We start from the raw sequence: 20,194 nt of genomic DNA, 5'->3' as shown, positions 1-20,194 counted from the left end.
TATCTTTGGTTTTACATTCGATCAATTGTATACAATTATCAAATGCTGTTGTGTACAAACAACAGGCGTCTCACTACAGAACAGGCCAGAGCAATGCATATTCGCGTCATCAACCCCAATACCACCCGCGCCATGACCGACACCATCGGCAGCGCCGCCAAGGCCGTCGCCTCGCCCGGTACCCTGATTACCGCCAGCCAGCCGAGTTGCGGACCGGTCTCGATCGAGAGCCACTTCGACGAAGCCGTCAGTGCGGTCGGCGTCCTGGAGGAGGTGCTGGCCGGTGAACGTGACGGTGATGGCAAAGGTGCCGATGCCTACATTATTGCCTGCTTTGGCGACCCCGGCCTGAATGCCGCCCGCGAACTGACCCGCGCGCCGGTGATCGGCATTGCCGAAGCGGCTTTCCATGTCGCCAGCCTGATCAGCACGCGTTTCTCGGTGGTTACCACGCTACCCCGCACCGCCATCATCGCCGAGCATCTGCTCGATAGCTACGGCTTCAGCCACAGTTGCCGCAAGGTACGGGCGGCGGATATTCCGGTACTGGAACTGGAAGACAACCCCGATCTGGCCCTGCAACTGATTATCGAAGAGTGTCTGCGCGCCAAGCGCGAAGACAACATCGGCGCCATCGTGCTCGGCTGTGGCGGCATGGCCGACCTGACCCCGCAGATCACTGAAGCGGTAGGCCTGCCCATCGTCGAGGGCGTAACCGCCGCGGTCAAACTGGCCGAGGCCGTGGTCGGCCTGGGGCTGGGCACCAGCAAGTTTGGCGATCTGGCCTTTCCGTTACCGAAACCCTTTAGCGGCAGCTTTGCACGCTATTCCAACCTCACGCTGGACTGACTACCGCGCCGCTCAACCGGGCGTGGTGCCTGCCGGCATAACCACCACTCGCAAGCAGAAAACGACAGCTGAACCTCCGGAGATAACAATGCACAACAAATGCCAAGAGGCTGCCTCATGAACACTGACGTCAACACCGCAAACCTGGGTGGCCAACCGGCCGCGGCCAGCAAGGCGCCGGGCGAGGAATCGCTGGCGCCGCAGAAAACCCGCATCATGGGTCGGCTTTCCTACCTGCTGGCCTGGTTTGGTGGCTGTGTGGCCATCGGCACCTTCACCATGGGCTCCAGCGTGGTCGGCACGCTGAACCTGCTGCAGGCGACCCTGGCGATTGCCATCGGCTGCTTTGTCATCGGCATCGCTTTGGTGCTCAACGGCGCCGCCGGTTACAAGTACGGTATTCCCTTCATGGTGCAGGCGCGCAGCGCGTTCGGCTTCGGCGGCACGCGCTTGCCCGGCCTGGTGCGCGCGGTGCCGGCGATCGTCTGGTACGGCTTTCAAAGCTGGATTGGCGCCGGTGCGCTGAACATGGTGTCGGCGACGCTGTTCGGCTTCGACAACCTGGTGTTCTTCTTCATTGCCTTCCAGTTCCTGCAGATCGCCCTGTCGGTGATGGGATTTCAGGGCATCAAGTGGCTGGAGAACGTCGGCAGCGCCTTTATTCTGGCGTCACTGGTGTACATGTTTTACAGCACAGTGCAGCGCTATGGTGGCGAGCTTTCCAGCAACCTGCTGACCATGCAGGGCTCGTGGGGCTTGCCGTTCTGGAGTGCGACCATGCTGTTTCTCGGCATCTACAGCACCATGATCCTCAACGTCAGCGACTACTCACGCGAGCACAAGCACGGCACCAGCCCCGGCCTGCTGACCACCATCTACTCCATGTCGATCCTGCCGTGCACCCTGTTCATGGGGCTGATCGGCTACATGGTGTCGGAAGCCACCGGCGTAGCTGACCCGATTCAGGTGTTTGCCAACGCGGTGGATAACACGCCGCTGCTGATGACCACGCTGCTGTTCATCGCCTTCGCCCAGGTCACCACCAACGTGCTGAACAACGTGGTGCCGCCAACCTATGTGCTGATGGACGTGTTCAAAATGAAGTTTCGCCCGGCAACCATCGTTGTCGGTCTGCTGGCGTTCGGCACTTTCCCGTGGAAGCTGGTCAGCGCGGACTCAGCCGCCGGCCTGCAGGTTTTCGTGCAGACCTACTCGGCGTTCCTCGGCCCGATCTTCGCCATCCTGGTGGTGGATTACTACCTACTGCGCAAGCGTACGCTGAACCTGGAGCACCTCTACGACGCCCAAGGCCCATACCGCGGCGTCAACTATGCAGCGCTGATCGCTACCGCCATCGGCGCTATCGTGGCGCTGAATGTCGCCACCGTCTCCTGGTATGCCAGTCTGATTCCGGCTGGGTTGAGCTACTACCTGTTGATGATGTACTGGGCGCCCTGCCAGCGTTTCCGGCAGTAATCCGCGCAGGCTGAACGCAGCGTCCGGTTGCGTTCAGCCTGGCTTACCAGTGGCCGTTTGGGGCTTATCGGTAGGTTGAGAAAATGTCGCGCAGGTCCGGGGCCTCATCCGGGGCCTCGTCGATCGACAGCGACGCTTCGATCGAATCCAGATGACGGCGCATGAAGGCCGCTGCCTGCTCGCTATCGCCGGCCTGCAGCAGGTCGACCAACTGATTGTGATCGTTGCACTCGCAGCCCAGATTCCCGGCATGCCCATACACCGCCAGAATCAGCGATGAGCGCGAGCACAACTGGCCAACAAAACGCGCCAGTGTCTGGTTCCCCGCCAGCTCCGCCAGCCGCGCGTGAAAATCCGCCGACAGGCGAATCGCCACACTCTGCTCGTGGCCCTGCAAGGCCAGCTGTTCATCACCGGCCAAGGCGCGCAATTGCGCCAGCTCGGCGGGTTGGATACGCGTTGCCAGGCGCGCCATCAAGGCGCATTCGGTCAAGCGCCGGGCATCAAATATCTCCCGCGCTTCCTCGGCCGATGGGCGGGTCACTGCCGCGCCTTTGCCGGGCGTCAGGGTGATCAGCTGCTCCAGTGCCAAGCGTTGCAACACCTTGCGAATACCGGTGCGGCTGATACCAAACACCTCCGCCAGCGCATCCTCACGCAGGCGCGCGCCGGGCTTGAGACGGTGCTCGATCACCGCATCGCTGATCGCGCGATAAATGGCATCCTGACGCAACGCGCCCTTGGGCCGGTCGGGTGCCGGTGCGGTAGCAGAATCCGGCTCAGCGCGGGTCGCCTCGGGCGGTGAGCGGTGATCAGTCATCAAAGCGGTCTCTCGAATACGGGCAAACGGGGGGCTATTGTATACGGCTGGCGCCGCGGCCGAGCAACAGCAGCGACGCGATCAACTCACCAGCGGCGCCGCAAGCGCGCGTACCCTGGCCAGATCCTCCTCCAGCGTCATCGCAGTTTCGGCGCGTTTGAGCGCCAGCGCGGCATGCCGCTGCGCCTCTGCCTGAAAACTGCCGCCTTTGGCCGCCAGCCCCGCATAGGCCTTTTGCAGCCGCGACTGCACCTCGAGCAGGCTGGCGCCGTCACGGGCAATGGGGGCAAATACATCGTCGAACAAATCACCCAATGCCAGCGGCGGCACGCTCACTTGCGGGTAGTGTATGGCCTTGGACAGGACGGTACCCGGGTCGGCAGGCCAGCACGACAGCGTACGCACACCCCGACCGACCACGTCGATCGCGGTACCGGGATCGTTCATTGCCGGCGACAGCGCGCGAGAGGCAATTTCCGCCAAGACCGCCAGGCCGAAACGCGGGTCCTGATCGAAGGAGCGTTCCTTGCCGACGGTAAAGGCGGCGCTCAGCTCATTGCGCGTTTGCACATCTGCGGCGGCGCCCACCCAGGCCAGGGCACGCCCAGCATCGACAAAGCCGCCGGGCAGCGTGGTGACATGCACCTGCAAGTCTTGTGTGGCCACCGCCTCCTGCAGCTTTTCTACATCCACATGCTGAACGTAACCCACGCAATCGGCGTAGATCGGCACCACATCGGCCGGTAGAACACCATCCAGCCAGGGTCGCGCGCCCATGCAGGGGTTGTCGACGCGGTTCTGCAAGGCCGCCAGGGTCGCCTGCTCGACCCGGTCGGTGGTATCTCCCACGCGGCCAAAGCGTGACAGATGGTCGATCCAGCGCAGCATGGTGACCACAATGATGAGTATGACCAGCAAGGTGAAGGCAAATAGCACGATGCGCCCGCGCTCGCCGTAGGCGTTCGTGCTCAAGGCGATGATCGCCACCAGACTGAACAGGAACGAGCCCAGAAAGGTACCCAGCACGTTCTGCGTGGTGGTGTCCTGCATCAGTAACCGCACACCGCGGGGCGTCACGCTGGTGGTGGCGGCAGCGTAGGCCGAGACCATGACGGTCAACGAAAAGGTGGTGACGGTCAGCATGCTGGAAGCGAGGATATTCAGAATCGGCTCCACCGATTCAGCGCCAATGCTGAGCGGCAAACCCTCAGGCATCACCCGGTCGGCCGCGGTGGCCAGCAACGCGGCAAGCACCGCCAGCAGGGCAAACAGGGATGCCCGCACCCAGAGCATGCGGGTCAACTGCGCCAGCAACCACTGCCATTTGGAGATCATATCGAAGCGCACCTTGTTTGCCATTTCACTGAAGCTCAAGCTTAACGGAATGCGCCCAACAAAGGTTACCCATGACGGCGGCGAGCAAACTCCCTATAATTTGCGCCATTCCCCCCTCAATCGACCCGCAGGAAATTGTTTCTGATGAGCCACGCCACCGGCACCCTGTACATCGTTTCCGCCCCTTCCGGTGCAGGCAAGACCAGCCTGGTCAAAGCGCTGCTCGAGCAGACCGAAAACCTGCACGTGTCGGTGTCGCATACCACGCGCGCCATGCGCCCCGGCGAGGCAGACGGCGTCAACTATCACTTCACCAGCCGCGAGCGCTTCATGGAGCTGGTTGGCCACGGGGACTTTCTGGAGCACGCCGAAGTTTTCGGCAACCTTTACGGCACGTCGCAGAGCACGGTTGAAAATACTCTTGCCGAAGGCCATGACCTGATCCTCGAGATCGACTGGCAAGGCGCGCAGCAGGTACGTCACAAGCTGCCGCAGGCACACTCCATCTTCATTCTGCCGCCGTCACAGAGCGCCCTGCGCGAGCGTTTGACCCAACGTGGCCAGGACGCCGGCGAAGTGATCGACAAGCGCATGGCCGAGGCCGTGGCCGAGATGAGCCACTACGTGGAATTCGACAGCCTGGTGATCAACGACGACTTCACCACGGCGCTCGATGACCTCAAGGCCATCCTGCGCGCCAAGCATCTGCAGACCAGCTCACAGCAATCGCGCCACACCCGCCTGTTGCAGGCGCTCTTGTCAGATGGAGGCGCAATTAAGTAAACTGCTCGGTCCTGCGTTACTATCAAGCCGTTGCCAAGCAACCTTGATTGCACGCAACCCGATTTCACAGATACCCGTTCCGGAGTAACACCATGGCCCGCGTCACCGTTGAAGACTGCCTGGAAAATGTAGAAAACCGTTTTGAGCTGGTCATGCTGGCCTCCAAGCGTTCACGTCAGCTGGCGACCGGCGGCAAAGATGCCAAGGTAGCCCTGGAAAACGACAAGCCGACCGTGGTTGCCCTGCGCGAAATTGCTGAAGGTCTGGTGACCAATCAGATCATGGCTGAAGAAGCCCTGCAGGATCAGCAAGAACCTCTGTACTCGCTGGAAGCCGACGAGGCCGAGTAAGCAGATTGCGCAGGCCGGGCATTCCTGACGTATACGTCCACCTCGGTGGACGCGGGAGAGCTACATGTCTGCGATAGAAGTCTTTGCCGACAACCTCGGCAGTTATCTTGAGCCGGAGCAGGTCAACCTGGTCCGGCGCGCGTATTTCTACGCCGAACAGGCGCACGACGGTCAGACCCGTCGCAGCGGTGAGCCCTACGTCACCCACCCCCTCGCAGTAGCCCATATCCTGGCCGACATGCACATGGACCATCAGAGCCTGATGGCGGCCATGCTGCACGATGTGATCGAAGACACCGGCATACCAAAGGATGCGCTGGTCGCGCAGTTTGGCGACACCGTGGCCGAACTGGTTGATGGCGTCAGCAAGCTGACCCAGATGACCTTCGAGACCAAGGCCGAAGCGCAGGCCGAGAACTTCCAGAAAATGGCCCTGGCGATGGCGCGCGATATTCGCGTGATCCTGGTCAAGCTGGCCGACCGCCTGCACAACATGCGCACCCTGGGCGCTCTGGCGCCGGAAAAGCGCCGCCGCATCGCCAAGGAAACCCTGGAGATCTACGCGCCCATCGCCGCACGCCTGGGCATGCACAGCCTGAGCACCGAGTTCGAAGACCTTGGCTTCAAGGCCATGTATCCGATGCGCTCGCAGCTGATCGACCGCGCCGTACGCAGTGCCCGGGGCAACCGCAAGGAGCTGCTCAACCGCATTCTTGATTCACTGCAGGCCTGCCTCGAGCGCGAAGGCCTGCAGGGCAAGGTGATGGGCCGCGAGAAACACCTGTACGGCATTTATCAAAAGATGCGCGGCAAGCGTAAGGCCTTTACCGAGATCATGGATGTCTACGCCTTCCGCATCATCGTCGACAAGGCCGACACCTGCTACCGCGTCCTCGGCGCCGTGCACAGCCTGTACAAGCCCTTCCCCGGCCGCTTCAAGGACTACATCGCGATCCCCAAGGCGAACGGCTACCAGTCACTGCATACCACGCTGTTCGGCATGCACGGGGTACCGATCGAGATTCAGATTCGCACCGAAGAGATGGAAGAGCTGGCCAATAGCGGCATCGCCGCGCACTGGGTGTACAAATCCAAGGACGACGTGATCAACGGTAATCACGCGCGCACCCGCCAGTGGCTCAAAAGCGTGCTCGAGCTGCAGCAGAACGCCGGTAACTCGCTGGAGTTCATCGAAAACGTCAAGATCGACCTGTTCCCCGACGAAGTCTACATCTTCACCCCCAAAGGCCGCATCATGGAGCTGCCCAAGGGGTCGACTCCGGTCGACTTTGCCTACGCCGTCCATACCGATGTGGGCAACAGCTGCATTGCCTGTCGCGTCAACCGGCGGCTAGCCCCGCTCTCCGAACCGCTGCAAAGCGGCGAGACCGTCGAAGTCATCACCGCGCCTGGCGCCAGGCCCAACCCCGCTTGGCTGAGCTTCGTGATTACCGGCAAGGCGCGTAGCAACATCCGTCACTTTCTCAAGCATCAGCGTCATTCCGAATCCATCGCCCTGGGCGAGCGGCTACTCGACAAGGTGCTGACCAGCTTTGATACCCACCTGGGCGAGATTCCGCAGCCGCGCATTGACCGGGTGTTGAAGGACTGCGGCATGGAGCACCTGGAAGACCTGCTGTCGGACATCGGCCTGGGCAACCGCATGGCGTATGTGGTCGCACGCCGGCTACTGGCGGCGGACGGCGGCGTAGAAGAGACAGAAAAACAACGTATCGACCAGAGCCCGGACGACACCGGCAGTGGCGAAAGTCCGCTGGCAATCCGCGGCACCGAAGGCCTGGTGGTCAGCTTCGCGCGCTGCTGTAACCCGATTCCGGGCGACCCGATTGTGGGTTATCTGTCTTCCGGCAAAGGTATGGTTATCCATCAGGAGAACTGTAAAAACCTGGTCGACAGCCGCCACAACACCGAAAAGACCATGCATCTGACCTGGGACAAGGATGTCAGCGGCGAATTTACCGTTGAACTCAGGGTGGAGCTGGAACACCAGCGCGGCATTATTGCCCAGCTGGCTACCGGCATCACCGTCGCCGACGCCAGTATCGACAAGATCAGCGTGGACGAACGCGACGGTCGTATCAGCGTGGTTCAACTGGTTATCCGGGTGCGCGACCGCCTGCACCTGTCACAACTCATCAAACGCATTCGCTCGCTCAACGGCGTGATGCGTATTACCCGTCTGAAAAACTGATTTTCCGGAGCACACATGAACAAGCAAGTCATCACCAGCGAGCAGGCACCTGCCGCTATCGGGCCCTATTCCCAGGCCATCAAGGTGGGTAACACGGTTTACCTGTCTGGCCAGATTCCGCTCGACCCCGCCACCATGGAAGTGGTTGAAGGCTTTGAAGCCCAGGTCTGCCGCGTATTCGACAACCTGACCGCCGTTGCCGAAGCCGCCGGTGGCAAGCTGCAGGATATCGTTAAGCTGAATATCTTCCTGACCGATCTGAGCAACTTCACCACGGTCAACGAGATCATGGAGCGTTACTTCGAAAAGCCCTACCCGGCCCGCGCCGCGATTGGCGTTGCCGCGCTGCCCAAGGGCGTGCCGGTAGAAATGGACGGGATTATGGTAGTGGGCTGACGTTCGCCTCCCGAGCTGAAAACTGAAAGCTGAAAAAAAACCGCGCAGGTCGAAACCGCGCGGTTTTTTTTCAGCTTGAAATAGCCTCACTACCCTCACGCCAACACAAGCCTGCTTTTTGCTTGAAGCATAAAGCTTAAGGCTTGCAGCTGGCGGCGCCGCGTTAGCCGAGCTTCGCCTCAAGGCTGATGTCGGCATTCAACAGCTTGGAGATCGGGCAACCACTCTTGGCCTTGCCGGCAATTTCATCAAACTCTTTCTGCTCGATACCCGGAATCACCGCGTTCATGGTCAGCGCTACCGCGGTGACGGCAAAGCCATCGTCCTGCTTGCTCAGCGTGACCACCGCTTTGGTGTCGACGCTGTCCGGGGTATACCCGGCCTCGCCCAGCAACATGGAAAAGGCCATCGAAAAGCAGCCGGCATGCGCCGCGCCAATCAACTCTTCGGGATTGGTACCTGGTTGATCTTCAAAGCGGGTGTTGAAACCGTAAGGGTTGGCCTTGAGCGCACCGCTCTCGGTAGAAATCGTGCCTTTACCTTCCTTCAGCGAGCCTTCCCAATGCGCGGATGCTGACTTTTTCATCTGTATCTCCTCGTTTTGCGAGTTGCGCCGCTAGCCGATTGACCAGCGGCGTCATGCGGAATCGAGCCAGCCGGGTGAACATCCCTACCCTGAAAGGGTCAGTGATAGAGGTTCTCCAGCAGCTCACCTAAACTGAGCTTTTCTCCGGCTGCCTTAACACCGACAAGGAAATCCCGTGAATAATTCCCCGCGCGTCTATCTGCCATTGCTTGGTATGGCGCTAATCCTCAGCGGTTGCAGCGGCAACCAACCGGCCTTGCCGATCACCGCCGGCATGGGTCCGCACCCTGCCCTGCCCGAACCACAAGCCGGCTTGCTGCCCATTGTGAATATCGCGCCTGCGGTCGGTTGGTCGGCCGGTGCCAAACCGCAAGCCGGCAAGGGCTTGCAGGTGCACGCGTTTGCCGGCGGTCTGGATCATCCACGCTGGCTGCACGTGCTGCCCAATGGCGATGTGCTGGTGGCTGAAAGCAACGCCCCCGCCAAGCCCGAGGATGACGGCGGAGTGAAGGCCTGGCTGACCAAGAAAGCCATGGCCAAGGCGGGTGCTGCCACACCGAGCGCCGATCGCATCAGCCTACTGCGCGACAGCAATGGCGACGGCGTGGTCGACCAGCGCACGGTGTTTATCGCCGGCCTGCACTCACCATTTGGCATGGCACTGGTCGGCAACGACCTTTACGTAGCCAACACCGATGGCGTGCTGCGCTTCCCGTACCGCGCTGATCAGACACAGATCACCGCACCCGGTGAGCTCATTACCAGCCTGCCCGCCGGGGCGCTGAACCATCACTGGACCAAGAACCTGATCGCCAGCCCGGACGGCAGCAGACTGTACGCCGCTGTGGGTTCCAACAGTAACGTGGCCGAGAACGGGTTGGCGCATGAGCAGGGCCGCGCCGCCATCTGGGAAATCAACCCCGCCGACGGCAGCAAGCGGTTGTTTGCCAGCGGCCTGCGCAACCCGGTGGGCATGGCGTGGGAGCCGCACAGCGGCGCGCTCTGGACGGTAGTCAACGAGCGCGACGGCCTGGGCAACGATCTGGTACCGGATTACATGACCTCGGTACAGGATGGCGGCTTCTATGGCTGGCCCTTCAGCTACTTTGGTCAGCATCTGGATGAGCGGGTGACGCCGCAAAATCCTGAGCTGGTCGCCAAGGCGCTGGTACCGGATTATGCCCTGGGTTCACACACCGCCTCGCTGGGTTTGAGCAACGCCGTGGGCAGCCGCCTGCCTGCGCCCTTCACCGAAGGCTTGTTTATCGGCCAGCACGGTTCCTGGAACCGCGAGCCGCACAGCGGTTATCAGGTGCTGTTTGTGCCGTTCAAGGAGGGGCGACCGAACGACGCGCCCTACACCGTGCTGGACGGGTTCCTGAATGAACAGGGCGAGGCGCAAGGGCGCCCGGTCGGCGTTGCCATAGACGGCGAAGGCGCGCTGCTGGTGGCCGATGACGTCGGCAACGTCATCTGGCGGGTCAGCAGCGCCCAGCCTTGAGCCTCAACCCTTGAGCAGCTCGGCGTAACCTTCGCGGTAACTGGGATACGCCGGATGCCAGCCGGATTCGCGGGCCAGCTCGTTGCTGCAACGCTTGCTGCCACTGCGGGTCGAACGCGGGCCGTCCGGTTGCAGGCTGGTACCCAGCTGCCCGGCCAGCCAGTTGGTGACCTCAAACAGGCTGGCCGGGTCGTCGTCCACGCCCAAATAGCAGGGCGCCAAGAGCTCACGCCGCTCGGCCAGCGCCAGCAGATGCGCGAGCAGGCCGGCGGCATCGTCACGATGAATACGGTTGGTGTACTGCGGCGGCTCTTCCGGCACCTGCAAGCCCGTGCGTACCTGCTCGATCAAGCGGTTGCGCCCCGGCCCATAGATGCCACCCAGGCGGACCACGCTGGCCGGCACGCCGCTACGCAGCGCCACGTCTTCGGCTGCCAACAGTTGTTTCGCGGTCGCTGAATCCGCCTCCGCGCGGCTGTTTTCGGTAACCCATTCGCCGTCCGCCTGGGCGTAAACGCCGGTACTTGATACCTGCAGCAGGTACTGCAAGCGCTGCCGGCTGTCCTTGATCCAACCCAGCACATGTTGCAAACCTTCGACATACAGGCGCTGATACAGCGCCGCGTCACGTTTGCCGGCCGCCGGGCAGTAGACCAGGTAGTCGACCTTGGCCGGCCAGTCCGCTGGTTTGGTCGCCTGGGTCAGATCGGCCGCGATGGGCAGAATGCCGTCCGGCAGCGCCGAGGGGTCACGGCGCAATCCGTATACCTGCCAACCGCGTGCCTGCAGCTGCAACCCCAACGCGCTACCCACATCGCCACAACCGGCAATGACCACCTGTTTCATAATCACCTCGTTGATGAGTGCCAAGGGCACACTCTAGCAGCCCCTGCGGCAGAGATAACCTTGCATGCGCCGTCGCCTGATTGTTTTACTCTATCGACCAAAGGGCTATGCTAGAGCCCGACCCTTCCCAGTTGCCAGCGCAGGCCGCGACGTCATGACCCTGACCGAATTACGCTACATAGTCACCCTCGCCCAAGAACAGCATTTCGGCCACGCCGCCGAACGCTGCCATGTGTCCCAGCCAACACTCAGCGTGGGGGTGAAGAAGCTGGAAGAAGAACTGGGCATCATGATTTTCGAACGCAGCAAAAGCGCGGTGCGGGTGACCCCGATTGGTGAGCGCATCGTGGCCCAGGCGCAGAAGGTATTGGAAGAAGCCTTGGCCATTCGCGAGCTGGCCAGCGCCGGCAAAAATCAGCTGGCCGCGCCGCTCAAGGTGGGCGCCATCTACACCATCGGGCCGTACCTGTTCCCGCACCTGGTGCCGCAGCTGCACCGGGTGGCGCCGGAAATGCCGCTGTACATCGAGGAAAACTTTACCCACGTACTGCGCGACAAGCTGCGCAACGGCGACCTGGACGCGATCATCATCGCGCTGCCCTTCCAGGAACCGGACGTACTAACTATGCCGCTGTACGACGAGCCGTTCAGCCTGCTGATTCCTGCCAGCCACCCCTGGGCAGAGCGCACCAGCGTCACCCTGGATGAGCTGGACGACAACAAGCTGCTGCTGCTCGGCGAGGGTCACTGCTTCCGCGATCAGGTGCTGGAGGCCTGCCCCACGCTGCGCAAGGGTGATGAGCAACACAAGCACACCACGGTGGAATCCAGCTCGCTGGAAACCATTCGGCATATGGTCGCTTCCGGCATCGGCATGACGGTGTTACCCATGTCGGCCGCTGATGATCGCTACTACAGCTCGGAGCTGCTGGTGACCAAGAGCTTTGCAGCGCCGGCGCCCTACCGCACCGTCGCCATTGCCTGGCGCGCGAGCTTCCCGCGGCCCAAGGCCGTAGAGCTGCTCAGCGACTCGATTCGCCTGTGCTCGGTGGGTCAGCCGCCCAAGTGAGTAGCGTCGCCGAACACACGCCGCTGACCGTGCTCAAGGGCATCGGCCCGGCACTGGCAGAAAAGCTCGGCAAGCTCGGCCTGAACAGCGTGCAGGACGTGCTTTTCCACCTACCGCTGCGCTACCAGGATCGCACCCGGGTGACGCCCATCGGCGCGCTGCAACCAGGGCTCGACGCGGTCATCGAGGGCGTGGTGGTAGGCGCCGATGTGGTCATGGGGCGCCGCCGCAGCCTGCTTTGCCGCATTCAGGACGGCAGCGGCACCATCAGCCTGCGCTTCTATTATTTTTCCGCCGCGCTCAAGGCCAATCTGAGCCGCGGCAGCCATTGGCGTTGCTATGGCGAAGTGCGCCCGGGCGCCTCCGGGCTGGAAATCTATCACCCCGAGATGCAAAACCTGGACGGCGCCGAGCCGCTGCCGGTGAACCAGACCCTGACGCCGATCTACCCCGCTACCGAAGGGCTCTCGCAGCAGCGCCTGCGTAGTCTCAGCGAGGCGGCACTGGCTTGGCTGGCCAACGGCAACCATCTGCCGGAGTGGCTGCCGCCGGCGCTGGCCGACCAATACCAGCTTTCCTCACTGCATCAGGCCGTACAGATACTGCACCGCCCACCGCCCGACATTGACCTTGAGGCGCTGCAGGACGGCCGCCACTGGGCCCAACACCGCCTCGCCTTTGAGGAGCTGATGGCACACCAGTTGGCGATGCTGCGCTTACGCGCCCAGATGCGCGCGCACCGCGCCCCGGTCATGCAGGCAGAAGGCACCCTGGCCAGCGCCTTTTTGCAGCAACTGGGCTTTCCGTTGACCGGCGCCCAGGCGCGCATCGCCGCTGAAATCCTGGCTGACTTGCGCCAACCCCAACCCATGCTGCGGCTGGTACAGGGCGACGTCGGCGCCGGCAAAACGGTGGTCGCCGCCCTGGCTGCCCTGCAGGCGCTCGAGGCCGGTTGGCAGGTGGCGCTCATGGCACCCACGGAAATTCTCGCCGAACAGCACTTCAACAACTTTCAGCGCTGGTTTTCCGCTTTGGGCCTGTCGGTGGCCTGGGTCGCCGGCAAGCTCAAGGGCAAGGCCCGCGCCAATCAGTTACAGATGATCGCCACCGGTGAAGCGGCGATGGTGGTGGGCACCCACGCGCTGTTTCAGAACGAGGTCCAGTTTCACAATCTGGGGCTGGCGATCATCGACGAGCAGCACCGCTTTGGCGTCCAGCAACGCTTGGCGCTACGCGACAAGGGCGCCGCCGGCGGCTTCTCACCGCACCAGTTGATCATGACCGCCACGCCTATCCCGCGGACCCTGGCAATGAGCGCCTACGCCGACCTGGATACCTCGGTGCTGGATGAGTTGCCACCGGGGCGCACGCCGGTGAACACCGTACTGGTGTCCGATAGCCGCCGCCCCGAAGTCATCGAGCGGGTACGCGCCGGCTGCGCCGAAGGGCGCCAGGCCTACTGGGTCTGCACACTGATTGAAGAGTCCGAACAGTTACAGGCGCAAGCCGCCGAAAGCGCCTGGGAGGATCTGTGCAGCAGCCTGCCGGAACTGTCGATCGGGCTGATTCACGGCCGCATGAAGGCTGCCGAGAAGGCCGAGATCATGGCAGCGTTCAAGGGCGGCGATCTGCATTTGCTGGTGGCAACAACCGTCATTGAGGTCGGCGTGGATGTACCCAATGCCAGCCTGATGGTGATCGAAAACCCCGAGCGTCTCGGGCTGGCGCAACTGCACCAGCTGCGCGGCCGCGTCGGCCGCGGCAGCGCAGCCAGCCATTGCGTACTGCTGTACCACGCGCCGTTGTCAGCTCTTGGCCGCGAGCGTCTGGGCATCATGCGTGAAAGCAGCGACGGCTTCGTGATTGCCGAGAAGGATCTGGCGCTGCGCGGCCCCGGCGAGGTGCTCGGCACCCGCCAGACCGGGCTGGTACAATTTCGCGTCGCCGACCTTGTGCGCGATGCCGACCTGCTGCCCGCGGTGCAACAGGCGGCGCAACAACTGGCCAGCCAACACCCCGGCCATGTACAGCCATTGCTGGATCGCTGGATAGCCCAGGGCCAGCATTTTGCGCAGGTCTGAGGCCAGCTATGCTCAGGGGGTCAGACTACCATGCTAAGATCAAAGAAAAGCCTGACACCCTTAGCCCGTCTCAGCCTACGGATCAAGGAAAGTGCAATGACCACTGAAGCAGTCCGCGACACCCACGGCACCAGCCTGCCCGATCTTATTGAAAAACTCCTGCAGCAGCAGGGCATTGCCTATCAACTGCGGCCCCTCGAGTATGCCGGGCCGGTAGCCCAACAGGTGCAGGCCTGCCTGCTGTGCGACAGCATCGGCACCGTGCTGTCACTGATTCCGAAGGATCATCTGCTTGATCTGAAACGCGTTGGCAGTCTGCTGGGGCGCGACCTTCAGCCGGTGCGCGACGGCGAGCTGCAACGCATTCTGAGCAAACACCAGCTGAGCGAGTTACCGGGCCTGCCAATCCTGTTCAATTCGCCCTGCGTATGCGAGCAGAGCCTGCTCGACCATAACTACGTGAGCCTCGACAGCGGCCTGCCCGGTTGGTGCCTGCAACTTAGCCAGAACGATGCGCGCACACTGATGGCCAAGGCCAGCATGGCGCGCTTCGCGGTGCCGTTGAGCAGCTTGAACGATCCGGCCGGCAGCCCCGAACAGGACAGCCAGGACCTGACCGACGCGGTGCAGAATTTCACTGCCCTGCGCATGAAACAGCGGCTGGAGGAGACCATCGAAATCCCCCCGCTGCCAGAGTCCGCGCAGAAGATCATGAAGCTGCGGGTCAATCCCGATGCTGATGTTGAGGATCTGGCCGATGTGGTGGAGACCGATCCCAGCCTTGCCGCACAGGTGGTCAGCTGGGCCGCCTCGCCCTATTACGCCGCGCCCGGCAAGATTCGCTCGGTAGAAGATGCCATTGGGCGGGTGCTGGGTTTTGATCTGGTGATCAACCTCGCCGTGGGGCTGGCGCTGGGCAAGACCTTCAAACTGCCGAAAGATGCGCCCGAGCGCAGTACTCCCTACTGGGAGCAGGCCATCTATACCGCGGCGGTAATCGAAGGACTGGCCAAGGCCATGCCCCGCGAGAAGCGCCCTGAGCTGGGCCTGAACTACCTCGCCGGACTGCTGCACAACTTTGGTTATCTGGTGCTAGCTTACATCTTCCCGCCGTACTTCAAGATGATCTGCCGCCACGTTGAGGCCAACCCCCATGTGGCCCCTCATCTGATTGAGCAGCACCTGATCGGGGTAACCCGTGATCAGATCGGCAGCTGGCTGTCACGCTGCTGGGACATGCCGGATGAAGTCAGCATCGCCCTGCGCCACCAGCACAATCCGCACTATCAGGGCGAAGAGCATGTGTATGCCAATCTGGTGTATCTGACGCTGGCACTGCTCAGCCGGCATCAGATCGGCTCGGGCCCACAGATGCCAATTCCAGACGCACTGCTGGCACGGCTCGGCCTGAGCGAAGACAAGGCGGAAGAGGTTGTGGGCAAGGTGCTGGAGGCGCGCGATGCGCTGCGGGTGCTGGTCAACAAGTATCAGGCGGCGAACTGAAAGCCCGCGAACAAGGCTTTACGGTAACAGGGACCGAGGCTCGGCCCCTGTTACGCAGTGCAATCAGTTGACGGCGTCTTTGAGACTTTTACCTGGCTTGAAAGACACTGTGTTACTGGCTTTGATCTGAACGGGAGCGCCGGTTTGCGGGTTCTTGCCGGTGCGGGCACCGCGATGACGTTGCAGGAAGGTTCCAAAACCAACCAGGGTCACTGAATCCTGGCGGCTGAGGGCTTGAGTGATTTCATCCAGTACGGCATTGAGTACTCGGTTTGCCTGATCCTTGCTCAGGTCAGCCTTGTCGGCAATCGCCGCCGCGAGATCCGGTTTACGCATATAAAGCCTCATTAATCTGTTGTTTTTGTTGTTACCGCCGCATCCTCGCAGCGGGAGTGATTAGGCACCCGGACGCAAGGCCCAGGCGCTCTGCCACAGCCCGTTCAGCATGGCACGACTGATCCGATTACGCCAGCCACCATAGGGCTTAAGCCGTGCCGCAAACCACATTTTCCCGACAAAAGGCCAAAGTGCCTCATTCAGCCGGCCGCCGGCAGTAGCCAGCCCGGCAACTCGCGCGTCAGTTTCAACTTTTCAGCGACCCGGCTGCCGGTCAGGGCAAAGCCATGCAGCTGGCCCTGCTCATCGTGAAACAGCGCTTGCAGGTCGGTCCCTTCACCCGTCGTAACCCAGTGCCCTGACTCGGCCGTCAGCGGTGGCGCGACAACCAGCGGGCAAGCCGGGGTCTTGACCATCACTGGCATCGCCGGGTAACTCAGGGCGCTGCGCTCACCACACAGGGTCTTGGCCAGCGCGCGCGCCGCCGTCATCAGCGGCATTACATACATCAGGTTCAGGCCCTGTACCTCGGCGCAGTCGCCCAACGCGTAAATGTGCGGCTGACTGGTCGCCAGATGCCGATCGACCACTATCCCGCGACCGAGCTCCAACCCCGCCTGCTCGGCCAATGCCAATCGTGGCGCCAGCCCGATGGCTGAGAGTGCCTGATCGGCATCGACCTGGCTGCCGTCATTCAGGCGCAGCTGCACGCCATGCCCGTTAGGTTCCAGCGATTCGATGGCACAGCCCAGATGAAAAACCACACCCAGCGCTTCCAACTGCGCCTGCACGGCAGCGGCGACCGGTTCGGGAATCAGCTGCGGCATAAGGTAAGGGTCAGAGGCGACCACGCTCACCTGAAAGCCACCCGCCACCAGATCATTGGCGAACTCGCAGCCAATCAGGCCGGCACCGATGATGACCACCCGCTGCTTGCCCTGCAATACAGCGCGAAAACGCCCGTAGTCATGCAGGTCATTGATCGACAGCAGCTGCTCGCCCAACTCATCGGCCCACGGCAGGCGGCGTGGTTCTGCGCCGACCGCCAACACCAGCTCGGAGTAGGCCTGCTGGCGCTCACCCAGCCGCAGCAGGCGCTGCTGGGGATCAATTGCCGTCACCTGGGTGTGGTCCAGCACGCAAGCATTCAACTGCTCGGCCATGCTGGCGGCGCTGTGCGCTGCCAGTTCGTCGGCCTCCTTGGCCTTGGCGAAGCCGGTGGACAACAACGGCTTGGAATAAAACCGGCCGTCATCGGCGGTAATCAGCAAGAGTTCACGCTCAGTGTCCAGCTTGCGCACTTCCTTGGCCAGGTTGTAACCCGCCAATCCAGTGCCCACGATAACCAGCGGGGCCTCGTCACTCACCTGTGTATCTCCCTGCTGTTTGCGTCAGCCGATCTCGATCATTTCAAAGTCTTCCTTGCCCACACCGCAGTCCGGACACATCCAGTCTGCCGGGACATCTTCCCAGGGCGTGCCGGCGGCAATGCCGTCATCCGGCCAGCCTTCGGCTTCGTCGTAAATAAAACCACACACGATGCACTGCCACTTCTTCATTGCTGCTACCCACATATAGTTGGAATCAATCTGCTGGCGACACTACCGCAATTGCGATGCAAGTCCAAGGCCAGCCCACCGGCACGCGCCCTGCAACACTGCGTCTCAGCGCGCGCCAGCGCGGTGCAACGGTGTTTCGTGGTACTCTGCCGGGCACCCGTTCAACCGCCCGCCGGAGATGTTTTTTCGCAATGCTGCCCGACTGGTTTGCCGCCGATCGCCACCCGGCACTACCCCCTGCTCCGCTGTTCAACTGGCTGTGCGCCGAAGGCTCACTGACCCAGCGACTGACCGACGCCGGCAATGATGATTTCCGGGTTGAACTGCTCGCCCAGGAGGAGCAACCCGCACGCGCCGACGAAGCACAGGCCCTCGGCATTGCTGCTGGGCAACCGGTGTGGGTGCGTCAGGTGCTGCTGCACACCGATGGTGCGCCCAGGGTATTTGCGCGCTCGGTGGCACCGCTCAGCGCCCTCGGCAGCGCTGCCGTCGAGCTCAACGGCCTGGGTACCACCAGCCTGGGCCACCTGCTGTTTCGTAACCCGCAGATTCGCCGTGGGCCCATCGAAATCGCCCGCTACCCGGCCGCCTGGCTGCCTCGCGACTTTGCGGCTGAGGGGCTTTGGGCACGGCGTTCACACTTTTCTGACGGCGACTTGCAGCTGCTGGTTTGTGAAGTATTCTTGCAGGGCTGGCCACCGGCCGGCACCTGAACCTTTATCCTGTCTGGAGTGACACCTTGCTGGGTCTGCTGATCAAACCGCTGGGGCGCCTGCACCCGAAAGCCAACGACTATATTCAGCTGATGCGGCTCGACCGCCCGATCGGCACCTACCTGCTGCTCTGGCCGACCCTGTGGGCACTGTGGCTGGCCGCCGAAGGCGTACCCGGCACCGCCAACCTGATCATCTTTGTACTTGGTGTGATTCTGATGCGCGCCGCCGGTTGTGTGATCAACGACTACGCTGACCGCGATTTCGATGGGCACGTGCGGCGCACCCAGCAACGCCCACTGGCCACCGGCCGGATCAGCGCCAAACAGGCGCTGATTCTGTTTTCCGTGTTGGTGGCGCTCAGTGCGGTACTGGTGCTGTTCACCAACCAGTTGACCATCCTGCTGTCGTTCGGTGGCGTGGCGCTGGCCGCGCTGTACCCGTTCTGCAAGCGCTTTACGTTCTACCCGCAGGTGGTACTGGGCGCGGCGTTCTCCTGGGCGATACCCATGGCCTTTGCCGCCGAAGCCGGCAGCCTGCCACCGGCGCTCTGGCTGCTGTTTCTGGCCAACCTGCTGTGGACCGTGGCCTATGACACTGAGTACGCCATGTGCGACCGTGAAGACGACCTGCGCATCGGCATCAAGTCCACCGCCATCCTGTTTGGCGAGGCAGACCGCGCCATCATCGGCATGCTGCAGGGACTGACGCTGCTCTGCCTGCTGCTGGTTGGCGCGCGCTTTGATCTGGGCCTGTACTACTACCTCGGCCTGCTGGGCATGGTGCTCGGCTTTGCCTGGCAACACTGGCTGATCCGCGAGCGCGACGCCGATGCCTGCCTGAGCGCTTTCCTGTCCAATCACTGGGCGGGCATGCTGGTGTTTATCGGCCTGGCGCTCGACTACTGGCTGGGCTGAAAAAGGCGCGGCGCAGCACACTTTCATCGACCTGACCCGGCACAGTCACATAACTGAAATAAAAATGTTATCTAATCGGCGCATGTCAGAAATCTGCAACGAGACGGTAAACCATGTCAGGCAAAACCATTCTGATCGTCGATGACGAAGCTCCAATCCGCGAAATGATCGCGGTTGCACTGGAAATGGCAGGCTACGACTGCCTCGAAGCCGAAAACACCCAACAGGCCCACGCCAGCATCATTGACTGCAAGCCGGACCTGATCCTGCTCGACTGGATGTTGCCCGGCACCACCGGCATCGAACTGGCGCGCCGCCTCAAGCGCGATGAGATGACCACGGACATTCCGATCATCATGCTCACCGCCAAGGGCGAAGAGGACAACAAGATCCAGGGCCTGGAAGTCGGCGCCGACGATTACATCACCAAGCCCTTTTCCCCGCGTGAACTGGTCGCCCGGCTCAAGGCCGTGCTGCGCCGCGCCGGCCCGGTCGACAGCGAAGCCCCCATCGAGGTTGCCGGCCTGCACCTGGACCCGGTCAGCCACCGCGTCACCATCGACGACAGCGCCGCCGAAATGGGCCCCACCGAATATCGCCTGCTGCAGTTCTTCATGACCCACCAGGAACGTGCCTACACCCGCGGGCAGTTGCTTGATCAGGTCTGGGGCGGCAATGTGTACGTTGAAGAGCGTACCGTCGATGTGCACATTCGGCGTCTGCGCAAGGCGCTTGGCAGCAACTACGAGCATCTGGTACAAACCGTGCGCGGCACCGGTTATCGATTCTCGACCAAGGCCTGAGGGCAGCGTGCCATTGCAGCTCACGCGCAAAAGCATGTAGAAGTAGCTGAATCTGGGGA

20 protein-coding genes are annotated in these 20,194 nt (G+C 62.2%); 13 read left to right on the top strand and 7 right to left on the bottom strand.

From position 1 onward, the window contains the following. The first annotated feature begins 93 nt into the window (after window positions 1-93). On the top strand, window positions 94-849 hold the full coding sequence (locus BLU26_RS12590; protein ID WP_092287192.1) for an aspartate/glutamate racemase family protein: 756 nt from the start codon (window positions 94-96) through the stop codon (window positions 847-849). A 117-nt stretch (window positions 850-966) separates the two neighbouring features. Continuing rightward, window positions 967-2,325: an NCS1 family transporter gene (locus BLU26_RS12585; protein ID WP_092287190.1), complete on the top strand. Its 1,359-nt coding sequence runs from the start codon at window positions 967-969 to the stop codon at window positions 2,323-2,325. A gap of 64 nt (window positions 2,326-2,389) precedes the next feature. On the opposite strand, the gene BLU26_RS12580 is transcribed toward BLU26_RS12585, so the two are convergent. After that, window positions 2,390-3,145: a GntR family transcriptional regulator gene (locus BLU26_RS12580; protein ID WP_092287188.1), complete on the bottom strand. Its 756-nt coding sequence runs from the start codon at window positions 3,143-3,145 to the stop codon at window positions 2,390-2,392. A gap of 81 nt (window positions 3,146-3,226) precedes the next feature. Further along, the gene (locus BLU26_RS12575; protein WP_092288480.1) at window positions 3,227-4,480 is read right to left on the bottom strand and encodes a DUF2254 domain-containing protein; all 1,254 of its coding nucleotides are present in this window, start codon (window positions 4,478-4,480) and stop codon (window positions 3,227-3,229) included. Window positions 4,481-4,624: 144 nt separating this feature from the next. On the opposite strand from BLU26_RS12575, the gene gmk reads away from it, so the two are divergent. The 4 genes from gmk (at window position 4,625) to BLU26_RS12555 (ending at window position 8,221) form a co-directional block, all read left to right on the top strand. Then, window positions 4,625-5,263, top strand: coding sequence for a guanylate kinase (gene gmk / locus BLU26_RS12570; RefSeq protein ID WP_092287186.1), 639 nt, complete (start codon window positions 4,625-4,627; stop codon window positions 5,261-5,263). 92 nt (window positions 5,264-5,355) lie between these two features. Then, window positions 5,356-5,613 carry a DNA-directed RNA polymerase subunit omega gene (gene rpoZ / locus BLU26_RS12565; RefSeq protein ID WP_092287183.1) on the top strand — a complete coding sequence of 86 codons (258 nt, stop codon included), beginning with the start codon at window positions 5,356-5,358 and terminating at the stop codon, window positions 5,611-5,613. A gap of 64 nt (window positions 5,614-5,677) precedes the next feature. Continuing rightward, complete coding sequence (gene spoT / locus BLU26_RS12560; RefSeq protein WP_092287181.1) at window positions 5,678-7,825, top strand: bifunctional GTP diphosphokinase/guanosine-3',5'-bis pyrophosphate 3'-pyrophosphohydrolase; 2,148 nt, start codon at window positions 5,678-5,680, stop codon at window positions 7,823-7,825. 15 nt (window positions 7,826-7,840) lie between these two features. Then, window positions 7,841-8,221, top strand: coding sequence for a RidA family protein (locus BLU26_RS12555; RefSeq protein WP_092287179.1), 381 nt, complete (start codon window positions 7,841-7,843; stop codon window positions 8,219-8,221). Between the two features lie 163 nt (window positions 8,222-8,384). Here BLU26_RS12555 and BLU26_RS12550 read toward each other — a convergent pair whose 3' ends face one another. Next, window positions 8,385-8,807: an OsmC family protein gene (locus tag BLU26_RS12550; RefSeq protein ID WP_092287177.1), complete on the bottom strand. Its 423-nt coding sequence runs from the start codon at window positions 8,805-8,807 to the stop codon at window positions 8,385-8,387. A 214-nt stretch (window positions 8,808-9,021) separates the two neighbouring features. Between BLU26_RS12550 and BLU26_RS12545 the strand changes: the two genes are divergently transcribed. Beyond that, the gene (locus BLU26_RS12545; protein WP_092288478.1) at window positions 9,022-10,308 is read left to right on the top strand and encodes a PQQ-dependent sugar dehydrogenase; all 1,287 of its coding nucleotides are present in this window, start codon (window positions 9,022-9,024) and stop codon (window positions 10,306-10,308) included. Window positions 10,309-10,311: 3 nt separating this feature from the next. On the opposite strand, the gene BLU26_RS12540 is transcribed toward BLU26_RS12545, so the two are convergent. After that, entirely contained in the window at window positions 10,312-11,157 is an 846-nt protein-coding gene (locus tag BLU26_RS12540; RefSeq protein ID WP_172830685.1) for an NAD-dependent epimerase/dehydratase family protein, read from the bottom strand. A gap of 151 nt (window positions 11,158-11,308) precedes the next feature. Here BLU26_RS12540 and BLU26_RS12535 point away from each other — a divergent pair, with 151 nt between their 5' ends. The 3 genes from BLU26_RS12535 (at window position 11,309) to BLU26_RS12525 (ending at window position 15,807) form a co-directional block, all read left to right on the top strand. After that, window positions 11,309-12,223: a hydrogen peroxide-inducible genes activator gene (locus tag BLU26_RS12535; protein ID WP_092287175.1), complete on the top strand. Its 915-nt coding sequence runs from the start codon at window positions 11,309-11,311 to the stop codon at window positions 12,221-12,223. Continuing rightward, window positions 12,220-14,304 carry an ATP-dependent DNA helicase RecG gene (recG, locus tag BLU26_RS12530; RefSeq protein WP_197674488.1) on the top strand — a complete coding sequence of 695 codons (2,085 nt, stop codon included), beginning with the start codon at window positions 12,220-12,222 and terminating at the stop codon, window positions 14,302-14,304. The genes BLU26_RS12535 and recG overlap by 4 nt, the downstream gene beginning before the upstream one ends. 96 nt (window positions 14,305-14,400) lie before the next feature. After that, window positions 14,401-15,807 (top strand): aminoacyl-tRNA deacylase and HDOD domain-containing protein, encoded by a 1,407-nt coding sequence (locus BLU26_RS12525; protein WP_092287171.1) that lies wholly within the window; start codon window positions 14,401-14,403, stop codon window positions 15,805-15,807. A gap of 63 nt (window positions 15,808-15,870) precedes the next feature. On the opposite strand, the gene BLU26_RS12520 is transcribed toward BLU26_RS12525, so the two are convergent. The 3 genes from BLU26_RS12520 to BLU26_RS12510 all read right to left on the bottom strand — a co-directional run bounded on the left by BLU26_RS12520 (window position 15,871) and on the right by BLU26_RS12510 (window position 17,702). Continuing rightward, window positions 15,871-16,143 carry an HU family DNA-binding protein gene (locus BLU26_RS12520; protein ID WP_092287169.1) on the bottom strand — a complete coding sequence of 91 codons (273 nt, stop codon included), beginning with the start codon at window positions 16,141-16,143 and terminating at the stop codon, window positions 15,871-15,873. Between the two features lie 200 nt (window positions 16,144-16,343). Then, the gene (locus BLU26_RS12515; protein WP_092287167.1) at window positions 16,344-17,510 is read right to left on the bottom strand and encodes an NAD(P)/FAD-dependent oxidoreductase; all 1,167 of its coding nucleotides are present in this window, start codon (window positions 17,508-17,510) and stop codon (window positions 16,344-16,346) included. A gap of 24 nt (window positions 17,511-17,534) precedes the next feature. Next, window positions 17,535-17,702, bottom strand: a complete 168-nt coding sequence (locus tag BLU26_RS12510) for a rubredoxin (protein WP_092287165.1) — start codon at window positions 17,700-17,702, stop codon at window positions 17,535-17,537. Between the two features lie 191 nt (window positions 17,703-17,893). On the opposite strand from BLU26_RS12510, the gene BLU26_RS12505 reads away from it, so the two are divergent. The 3 genes from BLU26_RS12505 to phoB all read left to right on the top strand — a co-directional run bounded on the left by BLU26_RS12505 (window position 17,894) and on the right by phoB (window position 20,135). Then, window positions 17,894-18,415, top strand: coding sequence for a chorismate--pyruvate lyase family protein (locus tag BLU26_RS12505; protein ID WP_092287162.1), 522 nt, complete (start codon window positions 17,894-17,896; stop codon window positions 18,413-18,415). Between the two features lie 26 nt (window positions 18,416-18,441). Then, window positions 18,442-19,332, top strand: coding sequence for a 4-hydroxybenzoate octaprenyltransferase (ubiA, locus tag BLU26_RS12500; RefSeq protein ID WP_092287160.1), 891 nt, complete (start codon window positions 18,442-18,444; stop codon window positions 19,330-19,332). A 113-nt stretch (window positions 19,333-19,445) separates the two neighbouring features. Continuing rightward, window positions 19,446-20,135 (top strand): phosphate regulon transcriptional regulator PhoB, encoded by a 690-nt coding sequence (phoB, locus tag BLU26_RS12495; protein ID WP_092287158.1) that lies wholly within the window; start codon window positions 19,446-19,448, stop codon window positions 20,133-20,135. The last annotated feature ends 59 nt before the right edge of the window (window positions 20,136-20,194 follow it).

The sequence above is a fragment of the Halopseudomonas sabulinigri genome, from assembly GCF_900105255.1.
GTDB classification, from domain to species: domain Bacteria; phylum Pseudomonadota; class Gammaproteobacteria; order Pseudomonadales; family Pseudomonadaceae; genus Halopseudomonas; species Halopseudomonas sabulinigri.
Note: the sequence above shows the minus strand (reverse complement) of the source record. Positions and strands in the feature narration are given on the sequence as shown.

Excerpts from the sequence above, each read along its gene's own strand:
- gmk (WP_092287186.1), top strand. The coding sequence starts at position 4,625 with ATGAGCCACGCCACCGGCACCCTGTACATCGTTTCCGCCCCTTCCGGT.
- BLU26_RS12590 (WP_092287192.1), top strand. The coding sequence starts at position 94 with ATGCATATTCGCGTCATCAACCCCAATACCACCCGCGCCATGACCGAC.
- BLU26_RS12585 (WP_092287190.1), top strand. The coding sequence starts at position 967 with ATGAACACTGACGTCAACACCGCAAACCTGGGTGGCCAACCGGCCGCG.
- BLU26_RS12555 (WP_092287179.1), top strand. The coding sequence starts at position 7,841 with ATGAACAAGCAAGTCATCACCAGCGAGCAGGCACCTGCCGCTATCGGG.
- rpoZ (WP_092287183.1), top strand. The coding sequence starts at position 5,356 with ATGGCCCGCGTCACCGTTGAAGACTGCCTGGAAAATGTAGAAAACCGT.
- BLU26_RS12520 (WP_092287169.1), bottom strand. The coding sequence starts at position 16,143 with ATGCGTAAACCGGATCTCGCGGCGGCGATTGCCGACAAGGCTGACCTG.
- BLU26_RS12550 (WP_092287177.1), bottom strand. The coding sequence starts at position 8,807 with ATGAAAAAGTCAGCATCCGCGCATTGGGAAGGCTCGCTGAAGGAAGGT.
- BLU26_RS12535 (WP_092287175.1), top strand. The coding sequence starts at position 11,309 with ATGACCCTGACCGAATTACGCTACATAGTCACCCTCGCCCAAGAACAG.
- BLU26_RS12575 (WP_092288480.1), bottom strand. The coding sequence starts at position 4,480 with ATGATCTCCAAATGGCAGTGGTTGCTGGCGCAGTTGACCCGCATGCTC.
- BLU26_RS12525 (WP_092287171.1), top strand. The coding sequence starts at position 14,401 with ATGACCACTGAAGCAGTCCGCGACACCCACGGCACCAGCCTGCCCGAT.
- phoB (WP_092287158.1), top strand. The coding sequence starts at position 19,446 with ATGTCAGGCAAAACCATTCTGATCGTCGATGACGAAGCTCCAATCCGC.
- BLU26_RS12510 (WP_092287165.1), bottom strand. The coding sequence starts at position 17,702 with ATGAAGAAGTGGCAGTGCATCGTGTGTGGTTTTATTTACGACGAAGCC.
- spoT (WP_092287181.1), top strand. The coding sequence starts at position 5,678 with ATGTCTGCGATAGAAGTCTTTGCCGACAACCTCGGCAGTTATCTTGAG.
- BLU26_RS12580 (WP_092287188.1), bottom strand. The coding sequence starts at position 3,145 with ATGACTGATCACCGCTCACCGCCCGAGGCGACCCGCGCTGAGCCGGAT.
- BLU26_RS12505 (WP_092287162.1), top strand. The coding sequence starts at position 17,894 with ATGCTGCCCGACTGGTTTGCCGCCGATCGCCACCCGGCACTACCCCCT.
- BLU26_RS12545 (WP_092288478.1), top strand. The coding sequence starts at position 9,022 with ATGGCGCTAATCCTCAGCGGTTGCAGCGGCAACCAACCGGCCTTGCCG.